The sequence below is a fragment of the Paenibacillus sp. Marseille-P2973 genome (assembly GCF_018101095.1).
Lineage (GTDB): Bacteria > Bacillota > Bacilli > Paenibacillales > Paenibacillaceae > Fontibacillus > Fontibacillus vini.
In genome coordinates this window covers 74056-91398 of sequence record NZ_JAGQEH010000009.1, presented here as the reverse complement: position 1 = coordinate 91398, position 17343 = coordinate 74056, and the positions used below count along the sequence as shown (strand labels likewise).

The window sequence follows — 17343 nt, the reverse complement described above, 5'->3', positions numbered from 1 at the left end:
AAGCCTTATCAAATACCCGTGCGGGATGTCAAAACTTTTCAGGATATCGAATCTGCGCAAGGGCCATTCTATAGCTGCAGTCATTATAGCTATGGAAGGGGAATGTTCATTCGATGCGTATGAAAAAGATGATCACATTGTCATTGTCCGCTGCTCTTATTACCGGCATGGTCGGAATTACGGCCTGCGGAAACCGTACGGATAACAATAATGTCCGGACACAAAGCTTACGGAACAACGACGGGCGGAATTATGACGTAAATTCGCTTCCCGAAGGAAACCGTCTGTTCTCGCGCAGTGCCGGCAACGGACGAACGGAGCGGATTACTTCGCTGAAGTACAGTCCTGCCTTGAGCAATAAAGTGGCCGGATTACGCGATGTTCAGACCGCCCATGTTGTCGTGACTGACAAGGATGCTTATGTGGCCCTGACGCTTCACGGAATGAATAACGGGACAGGGTCCCGGATGTCCGGCATGTCGACAGGGATGACAACGGGAATTACCGGTAATCGGGGAACCACCAATTTCGGAGGTCCTTATGGTGCGGATTACGGAACCCGCGGTGCCGGAGACAACGGGTTGGCCCGCGGATTGACGGGACGTTCCGGGACAGCCGGCAGTTTGTTTGATATAACTCGCGCCGGCAACGATAACGGCAGCGGCCTGACGACTGGCCGTGGAGTCGGTAACGGGCTGGATTACGATGGACGTGGCTTAACTGGGATGAGTGGGATGAATGGGACGAACAACATCTACGGCACGAACGGAAACGGCAATATGCGAGGAATGGGAACCGGTACGGGAACTATGGGGACAAGAGGAACGGGAACCGGCATGGGAACCATGGGAACAAGAGGAACAGGAACCTTCCATGGACTCGGTAACGGAACTGAAGCGGGAAGAGTGACCGACAATGTTCCGCAAAAAGTGAAGGATCAGGTCTCCAGTATCGTTAAAAAGACGGCTCCCCATATCCGCAACGTGTATGTTTCCGGAAACTCCGACTTCGTGAGCCAAGTCGGCAATTATGCGACTCATTCCCGGGGCGGAGCTACTCTTCACGGATTCATCGCCGATTTTGAGCGCACGATTCAGCGGGTGTTTCCATCGCGTGCCGGAACGATGACAGGCCCGAACGGCTATGCTCCGACAACGCCTAACGGAATTAACGGAGGAACGAATGGTACCGGTATCAACAGAAACGGCTATTCCGGCGGTGTGACGCGCTAAGCAAGTCCAATATGAGATTTGGGATTAATGCAGCTTGGCCAATAAAAGAAACCGGAGGCTATGGCCTCCGGCTTTTTATTTTTAACGCAATGCTTGTAGATATTATGGGCAATTCAAGTAAATCCCACTAGGTTTATTTTATTCTTGAAACAAGCGGCCTTCCACCCAAACCTTTTGCAGATCCAGATTGCCTTTACCCACCAACAGCAAATCGGCTTGCTTGCCAGTCTCGACCGACCCGGTTAAATGATCGATGCGGATCAGCTTGGCCGGATTGAGGCTCGCAGCTTCAGAAGCTTGTTGTACGCTCAGCCCGATTTCCTGTACGAGATGGCGGAATCCACGAATCATGGTCAGCGTACTGCCTGCCAATGTTCCTTCGCTTTCCTTCAAGGTACATACATTATCCTTCACGATGACAGGGAGATCGCCGAGTTTGTATTCGCCGTTGCCGAGACCGGCAGCGGACATCGCATCCGTGATCAATATGAGATTGTGATTGGTCTTCACGCTGGCAAGCAGCTGGATTCCGGCTTTATGCACGTGAATGCCATCGGCGATGATTTCGCCGCTGATCGCCGGGGAGCTGAGAATTGCGCCTGCTGTGCCAGGCTTACGGTGATGCAGCGGGGTCATGGCGTTAAAGGTGTGCACGGCATGGTGCAAGCCTACTTCGACGGCAGCCATGATTTCTTCATAAGTCGCATCCGTATGACCTGCTGCGGCTACGATGCCTTTCTCACGCAGGAACCGGATCAGATCGTGTGCGCCCTCGCGTTCCGGAGCAAAGGTTACTTGTTTGATAAGACCTGGATACTGCTCTTCCCAGGCCTCTACCCAGCTGCGGTTAGGCGGCACAATATGAGCCGGATTTTGCGCGCCGGGCCATTTTGGACTGATGAACGGTCCTTCGAGATGGACGCCCGCCAGCTTTGCATATGGCATTTCACTGTGAATGTACTGATGAACCTCTTCCAGCACTTGTTCAATGACCGCTTTGGGAAGCGTCATCGTGGTGGCCAGCATTGAGGTCGTTCCTTGGCTGCAGTGCAGCTTGGTTATGTCATCGAACGCTTCTTTGCTCGGTTCGGAGAAGTCCTGCATCATCCCGCCGTGCACATGAACATCGATAAATCCCGGAAGCACATAGCTGCCTCCAGCATCGATCGTTTCTTGGGAATCCTTCGGACCGGAAGGTAGACCTGCGGTCGAGCCTACATAAGTAATGACGCCGTCCCGCACCGCAACGGCTCCATCATGAAAAATCCCCCGCGGGGTAACGACTTCCGCATGAATGATTCGGAATGTACCCTTGTTCATTAGACAAGACCTCCTGCGGCTTGATCCAGGACGACTACTACATTCGGATGAGTCTGCAGGAACGAAGCCGGACATTGCGTCGTGATCGGACCTTTAAGGGCCCGGGCGACGATCTCCGCCTTGTCTTCTCCTTTGGCCATCAGCAGAATTTGCTTGGCTTGCAGAATAGAGCCGATTCCCATCGTAATCGCATGGGTAGGCACTTCATCGATGGAAGCAAAGAAACGCGCATTGGCCTGCCGTGTCCGCGCATCCAGCTCCACAATGTGAGTCGGGCCTTGTAACTCCCCGCTTGGTTCGTTAAAGCCGATATGCCCGTTATGACCGAGACCGAGCAGTTGAAGATCGATCTGACCGGCATTCTCCAGCAGGCGATTGTAATCGGCCGCCGCTTTGGCAGGATCCTCGGCAGTTCCGGAAGGAACATGGGTATTCTCCGGTAAAATATCGATATGGTTAAACAGCTTCTCGTTCATGAATCTGCGGTAGCTCTCCGGATGATCTTCAGCCAGGCCGATGTATTCATCCAGATTGTAGCTGCTGGCCTGTTTAAAGCTGACGACGCCTTCACGGTGCAGTTCGATCAGTTTTTGGTACACCCCGACAGGGGTGCTTCCGGTGGCCAGCCCCAAAATAGCACGGGGATTGGATTGAAGAAGACTGGCGATGATGCCGGCTCCTGTTTCGTTAAACAATTGCTCGTCCTTGACCTTGATAATGTTAAGCATTTTTGTTGCCCTCCCTATGTTTTCTGTATATTTGAACATTTTGATATGAGCTTTCCAGCTTCGGAATGTAATCCTCGAATTCCATACTTACCATGCCCGTAAATAAAATATCGATCACATGCAGCTGCGCGATTCGCGAAGCCATATCCCCGCGCCGCATACCTTCCTCCAGGGATGAAGAGAATAAAGATATGTCGGCCAGAGTTGCGAGTCCATTGCTGCCGTATTGGGTCAACGAGATTGTGACGGCTCCGCTGTCCTTGGCGCATCTTAGGGCATCAATGGTTTCCGGAGTTTCTCCGCTGTAGGAGATAGCCAGGGCGGCATCCCCTTTCCCGAGGGAAGAGGCCGAGGTGATCTGCATGTGAGAATCAGCGAAGGCGGTGCAGTTTTTACCGATTCGGACCAGCTTTTGATAAAAGTCTTGGGCAATGATCGAGGAGGTCGCCACCCCGTACAGATCGATCCGCTTTGCCTGGCACAGCGTGTCGACGGCCCGGCGGAGCTCATCCATGTCGAGCAGTCGCGTGGTATCCGTAATGGATGCCAGGTGATTCGCCTCCATGGCCTGTACGATTTTATGAAGATCGTTGCCCGCGATCACATCCTGATATTGCGATTCCGAAGGGCTATGGGCGAGTTCGCCGGCCAGCTTCATTTTGAAGTCGGGAAATCCTCTGAAATGAAAGGTTTTGCAAAATCGGGTCACCGTGGACGGACTAATACCGCAAGTGTATGCAAGCTCGGTTATTCCCTGATGAATTACGGATGCAGGAGCTTTTAAAATATATTCCCCCAGCCGTCTCTCTTGTGGCGGAAGTGATTCTAGATTGTTCGAGAGCGCGTGCAGGATTGGGTTTTGCATAGATTCACCCTCTTTATATTGTACGAAAATAATTTTTAAATTATTGATAAAAATCATGAAAATAATTTTGATTTCATCATAAGACATTCTATCTTTTAAAGCAAGCGGATTTGCCGCGAAACGTAGAGAATCCTTGTCTTTTCGGTAGGTACATACTACACTTAGGGTGAGCATCTATGTTCCGTAGAGGTGGGTTATCGTTGGATTATAATCTGGATGAGTACATCGACCGAATTCTGAACGCTTGGTCCAAGACGTTTCGCAAGATGCAGAGCGAAATCATGCAGCACCGCGAGCTAGGCCTAACCGGCCCTCAATTTCATATGCTTGCGTTAATCGCCAGAAATAACTCCTGTAATGTCAGTTATTTGTCCGACAAACTGGAGGTAAAACCGAGTGCGATTACGGTGATGGCCGATCGCCTGGTTCAAAGCGGTTACATCGAGCGGCGACATGATGAACAGGACCGGCGGGCGGTGCTTTTGTCGGTCACCGAGCTTGGGGCGGAAGTTTATAAGGAAGCGGGGAATCGTTCGCGTAAGGTTCTGAGAACTTATTTCTCCGATTTGACGTCGCATGAATTGGAAGTCCTGATCGGGGTCATCGAAAAGTTTGCGCAGAATGATACTCCGAAATCGGAAGAATGACAATGATTCGAGGGAGACGAAAAGAAGCTTGCCTTGCGGCAGGCTTCTTTTCAAATCGAAAAACGTTAAATAATAGAAGGTTTAGACTCGAGGTTAAACTCGATCAGTCTGCAGTGGGAGAAAAGAGGCGGGTCTGTGATGTATCAGTTGAAAACAAAGGAAACCGAAAACAGCGTCATCGAATTTATCGAAAATGTAGATCAACCCAAAAAGCGCGAAGATGCCTATCGGCTGTTGGATATTTTCAGCGAAACGACGGGTTATCCCGCTAAAATGTGGGGCCCCAGTATAATCGGGTTCGGCTCCTACCATTATAAGTACGCCACTGGGCATGAAGGCGATGCGCCGCTCGTGGGCTTTTCCCCGAGAAAGGCAAAGATTAGCTTGTATTTTGCAACAGGCGATACGGCGCGGGAAGCGCTGCTGGAGCAACTGGGCAAGCATACGGCCGGAAAAGGCTGCGTCTATATTAATAAAGTGGCGGATATTAATGAAGATATTTTGAAGGAACTAATTCTACAGTCCGTGCAGTTTCTAAAAGAAACCTATCCGGCGGAAGAATAATTGTTTGATGAGAATGCGGAACGCCCCTTGCAACGGTTATGCAGGGGGCGTTTTTTTACTCTAAAGGCTCATATTATCTTGTCGAGGCGATTTCCGCAGATTTGAGGCGAACAGTCGCCAAAGTATGAATGTTAGCACAATGACTTGCGGAATAAAGGTTTCCCATGTAGGGTAAGCGCCGATCCAGCCGACCGAAGGCAGAAGGCGATAGTTGTGGCCGGGAATTACCCCGGCAATCTGCAGGGCATGAATGCCTTCCCCCAGGAAACGGATTACGAGATAGTAAATCAGTACGGTTGCGGTGAGCATGAACATGCGAATCGGCAGTTTCACAGTGAAGCGGATGATACAAAAGCCAAGAAGCGTCAAGGCGGCCAAAGCTCCCAGGATACCGGTAACCAGTTGTTTCGGTTCGATGGAAGGAGCCATTCCTATATAAAAGACGGCGGTCTCGGCCCCTTCCCGAAGAATGGCAAGCCCAGCCAGCGCAAACAGGGACCAGCGGTTTCCACGGGCTAGCGCTCCTCCAACCTGTTCATTCAGGTATTTGTTCCAAGCTTGGGCGTTTGATTTATTGTGAAGCCACTGGCCCACTGTCAACATCATAACGACAGCGAACAAGCCGACGACGCCTTCGATAAGCTCGCGGGTTCCGCCGGAGATGGCCTCGGAAACTACCAGAGTAAGGACAACGGCCAAAATTCCTGACAATACCAGTCCTGTGCCGGCGCCAGCCCAGATGGAGACACGTCCTGACCGATCTCCGGAACGTTTAAGGAAAGCGAGCAGCGCCGCCAGCACCAGTATTGCTTCCAGGCCTTCACGTAGAAGGATTAGTGCCGCATCCCATGCCGAATAAGACCCTCTGTCCGAAATGGGTTCAAGATCGTTGATCATGCGGCTGATGATTTCCACGGCTTTCACGGTATCGGGAGGAGAGGATACAAGGTAACCCTGCGCCTCGGACATCTCATTTTCGGTGGCGGTGTATAAAGTTGCTGAAGAGATTGAAACTTCCCCTTCCACGGACGGCCATAGAACGATAAATTCCTGCATTCGGGATGACGCCGTATCGGCATCCTTCGCCTCGGCTGCCTGCAGGGCTTGCCGGAGCAAAGGCAGGGCATCGCGCAACGTTTTCCTTTCCCGTTCGCCGGCGCTACTATCCTGAACGTCTAATTTTCCGTCGGAATAATCCTGCAGCAATGCTTTTAGCGATTGAAGTTCTGCTATCGCCTGTTCGCTTTTGACCGGCTCGGCTTGCAAAGCGATTCGGATCAGGCTGAGGTGGGTCTCGAGGTCGCTGTATACGGCGAAACTCCCACTGCGGATCGGCCCTTCGAACTTGCTCCATCCTTGAACAATCGTTTTAAAACGCGACTGTGCTTGCTCGATGTCCCCGGATTGTAAGGGGGTCAGTGTCTTTTCGACCATAGACAGCAGTTCCCCGGCGGACTCCTTGCCGACCGACAAATTATTGTCTTCGGTATGGGTATCTACATATTCGTTTACTTTTTTAGCAAGGGCCGAAAGTGCGGCATTGGCGTCTTCTTTGTCTTTATTATCCAGCGCCGTTCGGGCTGCGGCCAAGCGGGTTTGGATCTGCTTGTCAAAATCATCCGCACGGCCGGCACCCATGATTTCGTTCCATAACTTTTCGAATTGCTCCAGCTCCCGGGAAGCTTGTTCCCACTCCTGTGATCCGGCGTCGACAAGCGCGCCGCCAACGAGAGGAAGAAGCGACTCCGTGGACTCGGATTCTTCAGCGCCGGCATGCCCGATTTGAGATGCTAGCAGCATAACTGAAATAATTAAGCATCCCAGCAGGCGCGATAACCGCATGGGGAAGTGCCGGAGACGCAAGCCATGTATGATGCGGTTGATTTTGGAACTCATTTTTCTTCCTCTCCTTAAAAAAGCGTCTCACCGATATACCCGCCTGGACGGGTTCCTGGAAAGCAGGCAAATGCCGCGCTGCCGACATGGACAATGTATTCATTAAGCTTGTCACTGGCGGCCAGAATTTGCTGCATGGGGATAAATTGCTTCTGGATATCCCTCTGATAACTAATGAAGAAGAGACCGGCATCCAGTTGCCCCGTTTTGGCATCCATGCCTCCCGTATAGGAATAGGCCCGACGCAATATTTTGGTCGCCCCATCCATGTGCGCAAGCCGGGAGTGGGAATTCATCGGAAGCGCCGGTTCACCCGCGGTATTCTTCGCGTTCAGATCGAGGGGAGCGAACTCGTCCCTCATACCGAGCGGCGCCCCTGTATCGCGGTGGCGACCGAAGGTTCGCTCCTGATCATCCAAGGTGGAGCGGTCCCAGATCTCAATGCGCATCCGGATGCGCCGCGCAACGAGATAGCTCCCGCCCTTCATCCAGGCCGCCCCGTCACCGGAGCCGGCCCAGACGATCTCCTTCATCGCCTGAGCGTCGGCGATGTCCGGATTCCCGGTCCCGTCTTTGAATCCCATTAGATTACGAGGCGTTCCGTTGGATGGGTCAGCCGGTCCTGTACGTTGGAAGCCGTCCTGCATCCAGCGCAGAACGGCCGTGCCGCGGGCGATACGAGCCAGGTTACGGACCGCGTGGAATGCCACTTGCAGGTCGTCGGCGCAGACCTGCACCCCGATGTCGCCGCCGCACCATTCCGTTTGAAGCGCGTCGCCCCGGAATTTTGGAAGTTCTCCAAAAGTAGTCGGCCGCTTCCCGGCCAAACCGAACCGATTGTCAAAGAAGGAGGGGCCGACCCCGAACGTAATGGTCAGCTTGGAGGGGGAAAGACCCGCGGTCTCCCCGGTGTCGGAAGGCGGCAGGTTAAGATGGTTATTGCTGTTTCCGATTAGATCGCCGGAGGTCATGGCAGCTGCCGCCTCCGTCCAGGACTGGAACAGTTGCCGCACATCCGCCAGTGAGCTTGTCGTTAAATCGAAGGAAGCAAAGCTTAAAAAATGCTGGGCAGGCGTAATGATACCTGCCTGATGTTCTCCATAAAATCCGACTCGACTGCCGGATGCATCGCCCTTCGACGGAGCGGAGTTTTTCGCTAGCGTTTCCTTGACGGCAAGAGCCCCGTAGGCGCCCCCGCCGCCCAGCAGCAGGCCGATTCCGCCGACTCCGGCGATTTTAAGTATCTCTCTGCGGCTCAGGCGTTTATTCAGCAGGCTGTCTGCCGTGTTTAAATCTTCCATAAGTTACACTCCCAACAGTTTGCCCATTTGGGACAATGGCTCGGCCAAAGCGTCAAGGTTCTGGCTTAAATTCCGGACATCGCTGTCCTGGAGTTTATCGTAGGAGACATATCCTTCGCCTTCTTTGAAGGGGGCAAGCTCTGCTTCAAGCGCCGTGAAACGATCGGCGATTTGCTTGTCGAGGTTCTCATCCTTTTCCGCCAAGTTTGGCTGCAAGAGCTCATATATTTTCTTGGCGCCTTCCAAATTTGCGGCAAAATCATATATATCCGTCCGGGAATAGCGTTCTTCCTCTCCGGTCACTTTGGAAGTGGAGACCTCGTTAAGCAGCTCCACCGCCCCGGTCACCAGAAGAGAAGCATCGATTTCTACCGTCTCAACTTTGGCCCGAAGCAGCTTGGCGTCGCTTAGCAGCCGATCGGCAAACTCCTGCTGCCCTTCGGTTGTTTTATCTTCCCATAGGGCTTTTTCCAGGCGGTGGAATCCGCGCCATTCCGAAGCTTCTACGTCACCGTCGCGGGCGTCGATATTCGGGTCAAGATCCCCTAATGCCTCCGCGATTGGTTCGATTCTTTCATAGTGCATACGAGACGGGGCATAGAGTGATTTAGCCGTTTCAATATCGCCGCCGTTTACCGCATTCACGAATTTTTCGGTTTCCGTTACAAAGGCATCGCATTCTTGAATTACATAAGCCCGGTACTGTTCTACAGCAGCGGTGAACTCAGAATCGTTGGCAGCGGCTGCGTTTCCTTCATTTGCGGCTGCTTCGGTTGTTGTTCCGGCTTCGGCACCGGAGCTATTGTATGTATTGGCCGTTTTATCACCTGAATTGCAGCCAGATAGCAGAAGAGCGGCGGTTAATACCGCAGCGGCAACAGGCACGTAGTAATGTTGTTTTTTCATCGAATACATCCCCTTAAATGATAATGATTATCAGTATCGTTTAACATCATAATCAGAATCGGTTGCTCCGTCAATAAAAATATTTCGGCTAACGCACCTGGGAGTGGCGAATTGTTATGGCGGCGAGTTATTATTAAAAAAGCTGCATTGTAAGCGTTATTAAAAAATATCAACTATTTACGGACTGGAGGAATGGTGGTTGGAAAGATATATCCTTGCTTTGGACCAAGGGACAACGAGCTCGCGGGCGATTTTATTCAATCGGGAGGGCGTTATCGTTCATTCCGCACAGCGTGAGTTTCCGCAGTATTTTCCCAAGCCGGGATGGGTGGAACAGCAGCCAAATGAGATTTGGGGCTCCATCCTTGCCGTTATCGCTTCCTGTCTGTCCGAATCCGGTATCAAGCCAAGGCAAATCGCGGGAATCGGCATTACGAACCAGCGCGAGACGACGGTAGTCTGGGAAAAAGAGACCGGTAACCCGATTTATCCGGCAATTGTTTGGCAATCGCGCCAGACGGCGGATATTTGCGAACAATTAAAATCAGCGGGCCTGAACGATACGTTTAGGAAGAAAACGGGATTACTGATTGATCCGTATTTTTCCGGTACCAAAGTGAAGTGGATCCTTGATCATGTGCCGGGTTCCCGGGCGCGGGCGGAGAAGGGAGAGCTTCTCTTCGGAACGATCGATACCTGGCTGATCTGGAAACTCTCGGGCGGTAAGCTCCATGTAACCGATTATTCCAATGCGTCGCGGACGCTCATGTTCAATATTCATGATTTGTGCTGGGACGATGAATTGCTCAAGCTGCTCGACGTACCGAAGGCCATGCTTCCGGAAGTTCGCTCTTCCTCGGAAATTTACGGGACGACAATCCCTTATCATTTCTTCGGGGAACAGGTGCCGATCGCCGGTGCGGCCGGCGACCAACAGGCGGCCTTGTTCGGCCAGACCTGCTTCGAGCAGGGGATGATCAAGACAACCTACGGCACCGGCTGCTTCATGCTGATGAACACAGGCGAGAAGCCCGTGGCCTCGGAACATGGCTTGATTACTTCCATTGCATGGGGGATTGGCGGCAAGGTGGAATATGCGCTGGAAGGCAGTATCTTTGTCTCCGGTTCGGCCATTCAATGGCTCAGAGACGGCCTGCGCATGTTCAGGGATGCGAAGGACAGCGAAGCTTACGCTGCCCGCGTCGAGTCGACGGAAGGTGTATACGTGGTACCCGCTTTTGTCGGACTGGGCAGCCCCTATTGGGACAGCGATGTCCGGGGAGCGGTGTTCGGTTTGACGAGGGGAACAACCAAGGAGCATTTTATCCGGGCGACCCTGGAATCGCTGGCTTATCAGACCAAGGACATCCTTGGAGCGATGGAGCAGGATTCCGGATTTACGGTCCGCAAGCTGAGAGTGGATGGAGGCGCCGTCTCGAACGGCTTCTTGATGGAGTTTCAGAGCGACATCGTGAATTTGCCGGTGGAGCGTCCAGTGGTGAGAGAAACGACGGCTCTGGGAGCTGCCTTTTTAGCGGGGCTGGCGGTAGGTTATTGGAGCGACCGGGACGAAATCTGCCGGACCTGGAGTCTTGATCGGCGGTTTGAGCCAACGATGGAGACGGAGGTTCGGGAATCGTTATACGGAGGATGGAAGAAAGCGGTGCATGCCGCGATGGCTTTTAAATAGACCCGCCCATTTTAGAGTCTTACGGCACCATTGCCCCTGTTTCTTCATAATATGTGTTGACTGTATCCCTTAACCTTGTTAAACCATAAAACCCGAGCAAGGAGGGGTGACGCATTTTGAAGAGCAGCGATCGTAACAGCAAATTTCTGTTGACACATCGTGAACGGGAAGTTTTCGAACTCCTCGTGCAGGATAAAACGACGCGCGACATTGCGGGCCAGCTGTTTATCAGCGAGAAAACCGTACGCAACCATATCTCCAACGTGATGCAAAAGTTGAATGTCAAAGGTCGTGCGCAGGCGGTTGTCGAGCTGATCAAGCTTGGGGAATTGAAAATCTGACGGTTTCTGAAGGTCAGAAAACCGTGAACCTTCTTTCTTACCCGCTGCGGCGGGAAGGAAAGAAGGTTTTTTGTAATTCGGACATGGTAACAATCCCCTGCGAATCAAATCTTGCTAAGTCAAATTCAATGTGTTATTTTAAATGTGTAACCGGTTCCACAATGAGGAGAGATAAGTTGAGATGGCTACAATTAGAGATGTGGCAAAGCATGCAGGAGTGTCGGTAGCGACCGTATCGCGGGTAATCAATGAGACAGGCTACGTGCATGAAGATACCCGCAAGAAAGTTGAAACCGCTATCAAGGAGCTGCATTATACGCCGAATGAAGTTGCGAGATCCCTTTACAAACGAAAGTCGAGGCTGATCGGCCTGCTGCTGCCCGACATCGCCAACCCGTTCTTTCCCGAGCTTGCTCGCGGGGTGGAGGATGAGATGCAGGAGAATGACTTTCGGATCATATTTGGCAATAGCGATGAGAAATCAAGTAAAGAACAAGAATATATTCAAACTTTTGTGCAAAATAATGTAGTCGGCATGATTGCTTCCACCAACGATCCGGACACCCATGCTTATCGCAGGCTGAACATTCCGGTCGTGTTTTTGGACCGTACGATGGACAATCGTCCCTCCGTTTACTCGGACGGCTATGAGGGCGGGAGATTGGCTGCCCAGGAGATCGCTGCTCGCGGAAGCCGAAATATTGCGGTGATTCAGGGGCCTGAGCGAGTCCGGCCGGCGATGGACCGATTTCGGGGAGCGGCGGAAACACTGAAGGATCTGGATATCGCTTTTCAAGTGATCCAGAGTTCTTCGTTCGGCATCGCGGAAGCGGGCGTTTGGGCGAAGGAAGTGTTTCGCAAGGTTCCCGACACCGACGGAGTCATTGCCAGTAACGATATCGTGGCTGCGGCGGTGCTCCATGAAGCTTTGCGGCTCGGCAAAAAGGTTCCGGAGGACGTGCAGATTATCGGGTTTGACGATATCCCGCTCAGCAGCCTGCTGACACCGCCGCTAACGACGATTCGGCAGCCGGCCTACGAAATGGGAAGAGCAGCGGCTCGTTTGCTCATCCAATTAATTGAGAAAGAAGCATTGGATAACCATACCATTCAGATGCCTGTTACGTTTACGGAGCGGGATACGACCAGAAAGGCGGAGAAAAATGACTAAAATTGTTGTGATAGGGAGTTCATCCATAGATCTTGTAGTAACCTCATCTAAGCGTCCCGGAGCCGGTGAAACGGTACTAGGGGAAAGCTTCAAAACGGTTCCCGGCGGTAAGGGAGCTAACCAGGCGGTAGCTGCGGCACGGCTTGGTGCCGATGTAACGATGATCGGCCGCGTGGGAGACGATCATTTCGCCCAAGACATTTTAAACAACTTTAAACGGAATGCGGTTTCTATCGATTATGTGGAACCGGTTACACACATGGAAAGCGGAACGGCCCACATCATTCTGGCTGAAGGGGACAACAGCATTGTTGTTGTGAAAGCAGCGAATAATGAGGTTACACCGGCTTATGTCGACAAATCGATCCAAGCATTCGAAGATGCCGCTATGGTCATGATTCAACAGGAAATTCCGGTGGAAACCGTAACCCATGTCAGCCGGATTTGCCGAAAGCTCGGCATTCCGCTTTTGCTGAATCCCGCACCGGCCCGGCCGTTAGAGGAGGAAGTCATCGAGAATGCGGCATATATCACGCCGAATGAACATGAAGCCGCTATTTTGTTCCCGGATCTTAGCGTTTCCGAAGCGCTGCGCAAGTATCCGAACAAGCTGTTCATTACCGAGGGCAGCCGGGGTGTTCGTTATTTTGACGGCAGTGAAGAAAAGCTCGTTCCATCCTATAAGGTGGAGGTTGTGGATACGACGGGCGCGGGCGACACCTTTAACGCGGCCTTTGCCGTTGCTTTGGCCGAAGGGCAGCCGCTATATGAGAGCGTTCGCTTTGCCAATCGTGCCGCTTCATTGTCGGTCACGAAATTCGGGGCGCAGGGCGGCATGCCGACCCGCCGGGAAGTGGAGGCGCAATTGTAAATGAAGAAGCAGGGAATCATAAACAGTCATATATCCAAAGTTCTTGCCGACCTAGGCCATACGGATACAATCGTCATCGGGGATGTCGGACTTCCCGTACCGGAGGGCGTGCCAAAGATCGACCTGGCGCTAACACTCGGATCTCCGAGCTTTGAAGACACGGTCAACGCGATTGCAGCCGATATGGAGATCGAAAGTGTCGTCATCGCGGAAGAAATGCAGACGGACAATCCGGAAGCTTTCCGTTATATAGATCAGAAGTTTGGGGGCAAACCCATAGAGCAATGTCCTCATGAAAGATTCAAGGAACTGACGCGGAAGGCGAAAGTCGTTATCCGCACGGGAGAAGCCAAACCGTATGCCAACATTATTTTACAATCAGGAGTTTATTTCGGTTAAAAGGAGGACCCGTTATGCAGATTCAAATGAAAGGGATTCACAAGGCGTTCGGTTCCAACCAGGTGTTATCCGGGGTTGATTTTGACCTCCGCGAAGGTGAGGTTCACGCCCTGATGGGGGAGAACGGCGCAGGCAAGTCGACGCTAATGAATATACTGACCGGGCTGCATGCCCGGGATGAGGGCACCATTCTCATCGACGGCGAGGAAACGTATTTTGCAAACCCGAAAGAAGCGGAACGCCGGGGGATAGCTTTTATTCACCAAGAGCTGAACGTTTGGCCGGATATGACCGTGCTGGAGAACATGTTTATCGGCAGGGAGATTTCCTCGCGATGGGGTTTACTGAAGAGCAATGAAATGAAGGCGCTCGCAAACGAGCAATTCAAGAAATTGTCCGTCGATATTCCGCTTGGTGTAGAAGCTGGAGAATGCTCGGTTGGCCAGCAGCAAATGATCGAGATTGCCAAAGCGCTGCTGACAGACACAAAGGTAATCATCATGGATGAGCCGACCTCGGCACTGACGGAAAGGGAGATCCAGAAGCTGTTTGAAGTCATTGCGTCGCTGAAAAAGGACGGCGTTTCCATCGTTTATATATCGCATCGGATGGAGGAGATCTTTACGATCTGCGATCGGATCACCGTCATGCGTGACGGCCGGACCGTGGATACGAAGGACATTCCGGAAACCAGCTTTGATGAAGTGGTCAAGAAAATGGTCGGCAGGGAGCTCACCGAGCGGTATCCTGCACGGACGCCATCGCTTGGCAAAACGGTTCTCGAAGTGAAGAACGCCTCACGTAAAGGCATGTTCGAGAATGTGAGCTTCCAGGTGAGGGCTGGCGAGATTGTAGGCTTTTCCGGCTTAATGGGCTCGGGACGCACGGAAATGATGAGAGCCCTCTTTGGCCTCGATCGTCTGGACAGCGGCGAGATTTCCGTCTTCGGCAAGAAAGCTGTTATTCGCAAGCCGGCCGACGCGGTGAAGCTCGGAATCGGATTTATTACAGAGGACCGCAAGGATGAAGGATTGGTTCTGGACTTCTCGGTCCGTGAAAATATGGTGCTGCCAAGCTTGAAAAGCTTTACTCCCAAGGGTCTGCTCTCGGCACAAAGCGAAAAGGCCTTCGTAGACGCGTTAATCAAACGTCTGCAAATCAAAACCCACACTTCCGAAACGTCGGCAGGCAATTTGTCCGGGGGGAACCAGCAGAAGGTGGTTATCGCAAAGTGGGTAGGAATCGGTCCCAAGCTGCTGATTCTGGACGAGCCGACCCGGGGTGTCGACGTAGGGGCCAAACGGGAAATTTATCAGTTAATGAACGAACTGACGGGGCACGGGGTCGCCATCATCATGGTTTCCTCCGAATTGCCGGAAGTGCTCGGCATGAGCGATCGCATCGTCGTGGTTCACGAAGGGCGCATTACAGGGGAATTGAGCAAAGAAGTAGCGACGCAAGAAAAAATAATGACGCTGGCTACAGGGGGACAGTAATATGACAACAAAGAATGAAGCAAGCGCAGCCAAAGGATTCCAGCTTTCGCAAATCACGCAGAAGTTAGGTCCGCTGCTCGGTCTGGCGATATTGATCATCATCGTCTCGATCCTTAATCCAAGCTTTTTGGAACCGCTTAATATATTGAACCTGCTCCGTCAGGTGTCGATCAACGCCTTGATCGCGTTCGGCATGACCTTTGTCATCCTGACCGGTGGCATCGACTTGTCCGTCGGCTCCATCCTGGCGTTATCCAGTGCTTTTGTGGCGAACATGATGGTTTCCGGATTTGATCCGATCTTCGCGATCATTGTCGGCTGTCTGCTCGGCGGTGTGATGGGGATGGTGAACGGTCTCCTGATTACCCAGGGGAAAATGGCGCCGTTTATCGCAACGCTGGCCACGATGACGATTTTTAGAGGCTTGACGCTAGTTTACACAAACGGGAATCCGATTACCGGACTCGGCGACAGCATGACATTCCAATTGTTTGGCCGCGGCTACCAATTCGGTATTCCAGTGCCGGCGATTACGATGATCATTACGTTTGCGATCCTATGGGTCGTGCTGCACAAAACTTCCTTCGGACGCAAAACCTATGCGATCGGCGGCAATGAAAAAGCGGCAATCGTGTCCGGGATTAAAGTATCCCGCGTAAAAATTATGATTTATACCCTGGCGGGTCTGATGTCCGCATTGGCGGGCGCGATTCTGACCTCCCGTCTGAATTCGGCGCAGCCAACCGCCGGTACTTCCTATGAACTCGACGCGATTGCGGCGGTTGTCCTTGGCGGAACAAGCCTTTCCGGCGGCCGCGGCCGTATCGTCGGCACGCTCATCGGCGCACTGATTATCGGTACGCTGAACAACGGTTTGAACATGCTGGGCGTATCTTCCTTCTACCAGATGGTAGTCAAAGGGATCGTCATTCTGATCGCCGTCCTCATCGACCGCAAGAAATCCGCATAAGGGGGAAGAATTGACTATGAAAAAGCTAACGATCCTGCTGGCAGCCTTTCTGCTGATCCTGACCACCGGCTGTTCTCTGGAACCGCCGGGCTGGGCCAAGCCCAAAACGGGCGGGGACATTAAAAATATGAAAATCGGTTTGTCCGTCTCCACTTTGAACAATCCGTTCTTTGTTTCCTTAAAAGACGGCGTAGTAAACGAAGCGAATAAGCTCGGCATTGAAACGATCGTTGTCGACGCGCAAAATGATTCGGCTAAACAAAGCAACGATGTGGACGATCTGATGCAAAAAGGCGTCAACGTCTTGCTGATCAATCCGACCGATTCGGCCGCGATCTCGACGGTAGTGCAATCGGCGAATAACTTGGGCATCCCGGTCATCACCTTGGACCGTTCCGCGGATCAAGGGGAAGTTGAAGCGCTGGTCGCTTCGGACAATGCCAAAGGCGGTAAGATGGCTGCGGAATACATCGTGCAGTTGCTCGGCAAAGGAGCCAAAGTGGTTGAACTCGAAGGCGTCGCAGGCGCATCGGCCACCCGCGAACGCGGCAAAGGCTTCCATGAAGTGGCGGATCAGGACCTCAAAGTCATCGCCAAGCAAACCGCGGACTTTGACCGCGTTAAAGGTTTGAACGTAATGGAAAACCTGCTGCAAGCAAACCCAGATGTGCAGGCCGTATTTGCTCACAATGATGAAATGGCGCTCGGCGCAATCGAAGCGATCCGAAGCTCCGGCAAGGATATTCCGGTTATCGGCTTTGACGGTAACGAGGATGCGCTGAAGTCGATCCAGGCGGGCCAATTGACCGCCACTGTGGCACAGCAGCCTGAGCTGATCGGACAACTCGCGGTACAGGCCGCCCATGATGTACTTCAAGGCAAAACGGTAGAGAAGTCTATCCCGGCGCCATTGAAGCTGGTAACAAAGGAATAGGCAAAGATAAAA

At 52.4% G+C, this 17343-nt stretch carries 17 protein-coding genes; 11 read left to right on the top strand and 6 right to left on the bottom strand.

Annotated elements, in window-relative coordinates; translation table 11 throughout:
- Nucleotides 1-119 precede the first annotated feature (119 nt).
- Nucleotides 120-1232, top strand: coding sequence for a YhcN/YlaJ family sporulation lipoprotein (locus tag KB559_RS17530; RefSeq protein WP_211023356.1), 1113 nt, complete (start codon nt 120-122; stop codon nt 1230-1232).
- A 138-nt stretch (nt 1233-1370) separates the two neighbouring features.
- Here the strand turns inward: KB559_RS17530 and nagA are convergent, their stop codons facing one another.
- The 3 genes from nagA to KB559_RS17515 are packed head-to-tail and all read right to left on the bottom strand — an operon-like array spanning nt 1371 to nt 4145.
- The gene (gene nagA, locus KB559_RS17525) at nt 1371-2552 is read right to left on the bottom strand and encodes an N-acetylglucosamine-6-phosphate deacetylase (RefSeq protein WP_211023354.1); all 1182 of its coding nucleotides are present in this window, start codon (nt 2550-2552) and stop codon (nt 1371-1373) included.
- Complete coding sequence (nagB, locus tag KB559_RS17520; protein WP_211023352.1) at nt 2552-3280, bottom strand: glucosamine-6-phosphate deaminase; 729 nt, start codon at nt 3278-3280, stop codon at nt 2552-2554. The genes nagA and nagB overlap by 1 nt, the downstream gene beginning before the upstream one ends.
- Complete coding sequence (locus KB559_RS17515; RefSeq protein ID WP_211023351.1) at nt 3273-4145, bottom strand: MurR/RpiR family transcriptional regulator; 873 nt, start codon at nt 4143-4145, stop codon at nt 3273-3275. The genes nagB and KB559_RS17515 overlap by 8 nt, the downstream gene beginning before the upstream one ends.
- 200 nt (nt 4146-4345) lie before the next feature.
- Between KB559_RS17515 and KB559_RS17510 the strand changes: the two genes are divergently transcribed.
- Together KB559_RS17510 and KB559_RS17505 are read left to right on the top strand one after the other, a co-directional pair.
- The gene (locus KB559_RS17510) at nt 4346-4792 is read left to right on the top strand and encodes a MarR family winged helix-turn-helix transcriptional regulator (RefSeq protein WP_211023349.1); all 447 of its coding nucleotides are present in this window, start codon (nt 4346-4348) and stop codon (nt 4790-4792) included.
- 138 nt (nt 4793-4930) lie between these two features.
- Nucleotides 4931-5356, top strand: a complete 426-nt coding sequence (locus KB559_RS17505) for a DUF1801 domain-containing protein (protein ID WP_211023346.1) — start codon at nt 4931-4933, stop codon at nt 5354-5356.
- Between the two features lie 60 nt (nt 5357-5416).
- Here KB559_RS17505 and KB559_RS17500 read toward each other — a convergent pair whose 3' ends face one another.
- The 3 genes from KB559_RS17500 to efeO are packed head-to-tail and all read right to left on the bottom strand — an operon-like array spanning nt 5417 to nt 9459.
- Nucleotides 5417-7252 (bottom strand): FTR1 family protein, encoded by a 1836-nt coding sequence (locus tag KB559_RS17500; protein WP_211023344.1) that lies wholly within the window; start codon nt 7250-7252, stop codon nt 5417-5419.
- A gap of 14 nt (nt 7253-7266) precedes the next feature.
- Nucleotides 7267-8553 (bottom strand): iron uptake transporter deferrochelatase/peroxidase subunit, encoded by a 1287-nt coding sequence (gene efeB / locus KB559_RS17495; RefSeq protein ID WP_211023341.1) that lies wholly within the window; start codon nt 8551-8553, stop codon nt 7267-7269.
- A 3-nt stretch (nt 8554-8556) separates the two neighbouring features.
- Entirely contained in the window at nt 8557-9459 is a 903-nt protein-coding gene (efeO, locus tag KB559_RS17490; RefSeq protein ID WP_211023339.1) for an iron uptake system protein EfeO, read from the bottom strand.
- Between the two features lie 199 nt (nt 9460-9658).
- On the opposite strand from efeO, the gene glpK reads away from it, so the two are divergent.
- From glpK to rbsB, 8 genes are all read left to right on the top strand, one after another.
- A complete protein-coding gene (gene glpK / locus KB559_RS17485; protein ID WP_211023337.1) occupies nt 9659-11149 on the top strand; it encodes a glycerol kinase GlpK in 1491 nt (496 codons plus the stop codon).
- A gap of 116 nt (nt 11150-11265) precedes the next feature.
- Nucleotides 11266-11490 carry a helix-turn-helix domain-containing protein gene (locus tag KB559_RS17480; protein ID WP_009225122.1) on the top strand — a complete coding sequence of 75 codons (225 nt, stop codon included), beginning with the start codon at nt 11266-11268 and terminating at the stop codon, nt 11488-11490.
- A 181-nt stretch (nt 11491-11671) separates the two neighbouring features.
- Nucleotides 11672-12661, top strand: coding sequence for a LacI family DNA-binding transcriptional regulator (locus tag KB559_RS17475; protein WP_211023335.1), 990 nt, complete (start codon nt 11672-11674; stop codon nt 12659-12661).
- Nucleotides 12654-13532, top strand: coding sequence for a ribokinase (rbsK, locus tag KB559_RS17470; RefSeq protein ID WP_211023333.1), 879 nt, complete (start codon nt 12654-12656; stop codon nt 13530-13532). The genes KB559_RS17475 and rbsK overlap by 8 nt, the downstream gene beginning before the upstream one ends.
- Nucleotides 13533-13931: a D-ribose pyranase gene (gene rbsD, locus KB559_RS17465; RefSeq protein WP_211023331.1), complete on the top strand. Its 399-nt coding sequence runs from the start codon at nt 13533-13535 to the stop codon at nt 13929-13931.
- Nucleotides 13932-13945: 14 nt separating this feature from the next.
- Nucleotides 13946-15427 carry a sugar ABC transporter ATP-binding protein gene (locus KB559_RS17460; RefSeq protein ID WP_211023329.1) on the top strand — a complete coding sequence of 494 codons (1482 nt, stop codon included), beginning with the start codon at nt 13946-13948 and terminating at the stop codon, nt 15425-15427.
- Between the two features lies 1 nt (nt 15428).
- The gene (rbsC, locus tag KB559_RS17455; protein ID WP_211023327.1) at nt 15429-16397 is read left to right on the top strand and encodes an ABC transporter permease subunit; all 969 of its coding nucleotides are present in this window, start codon (nt 15429-15431) and stop codon (nt 16395-16397) included.
- A gap of 16 nt (nt 16398-16413) precedes the next feature.
- On the top strand, nt 16414-17331 hold the full coding sequence (gene rbsB / locus KB559_RS17450) for a ribose ABC transporter substrate-binding protein RbsB (protein WP_211023325.1): 918 nt from the start codon (nt 16414-16416) through the stop codon (nt 17329-17331).
- Nucleotides 17332-17343: the final 12 nt, after the last annotated feature.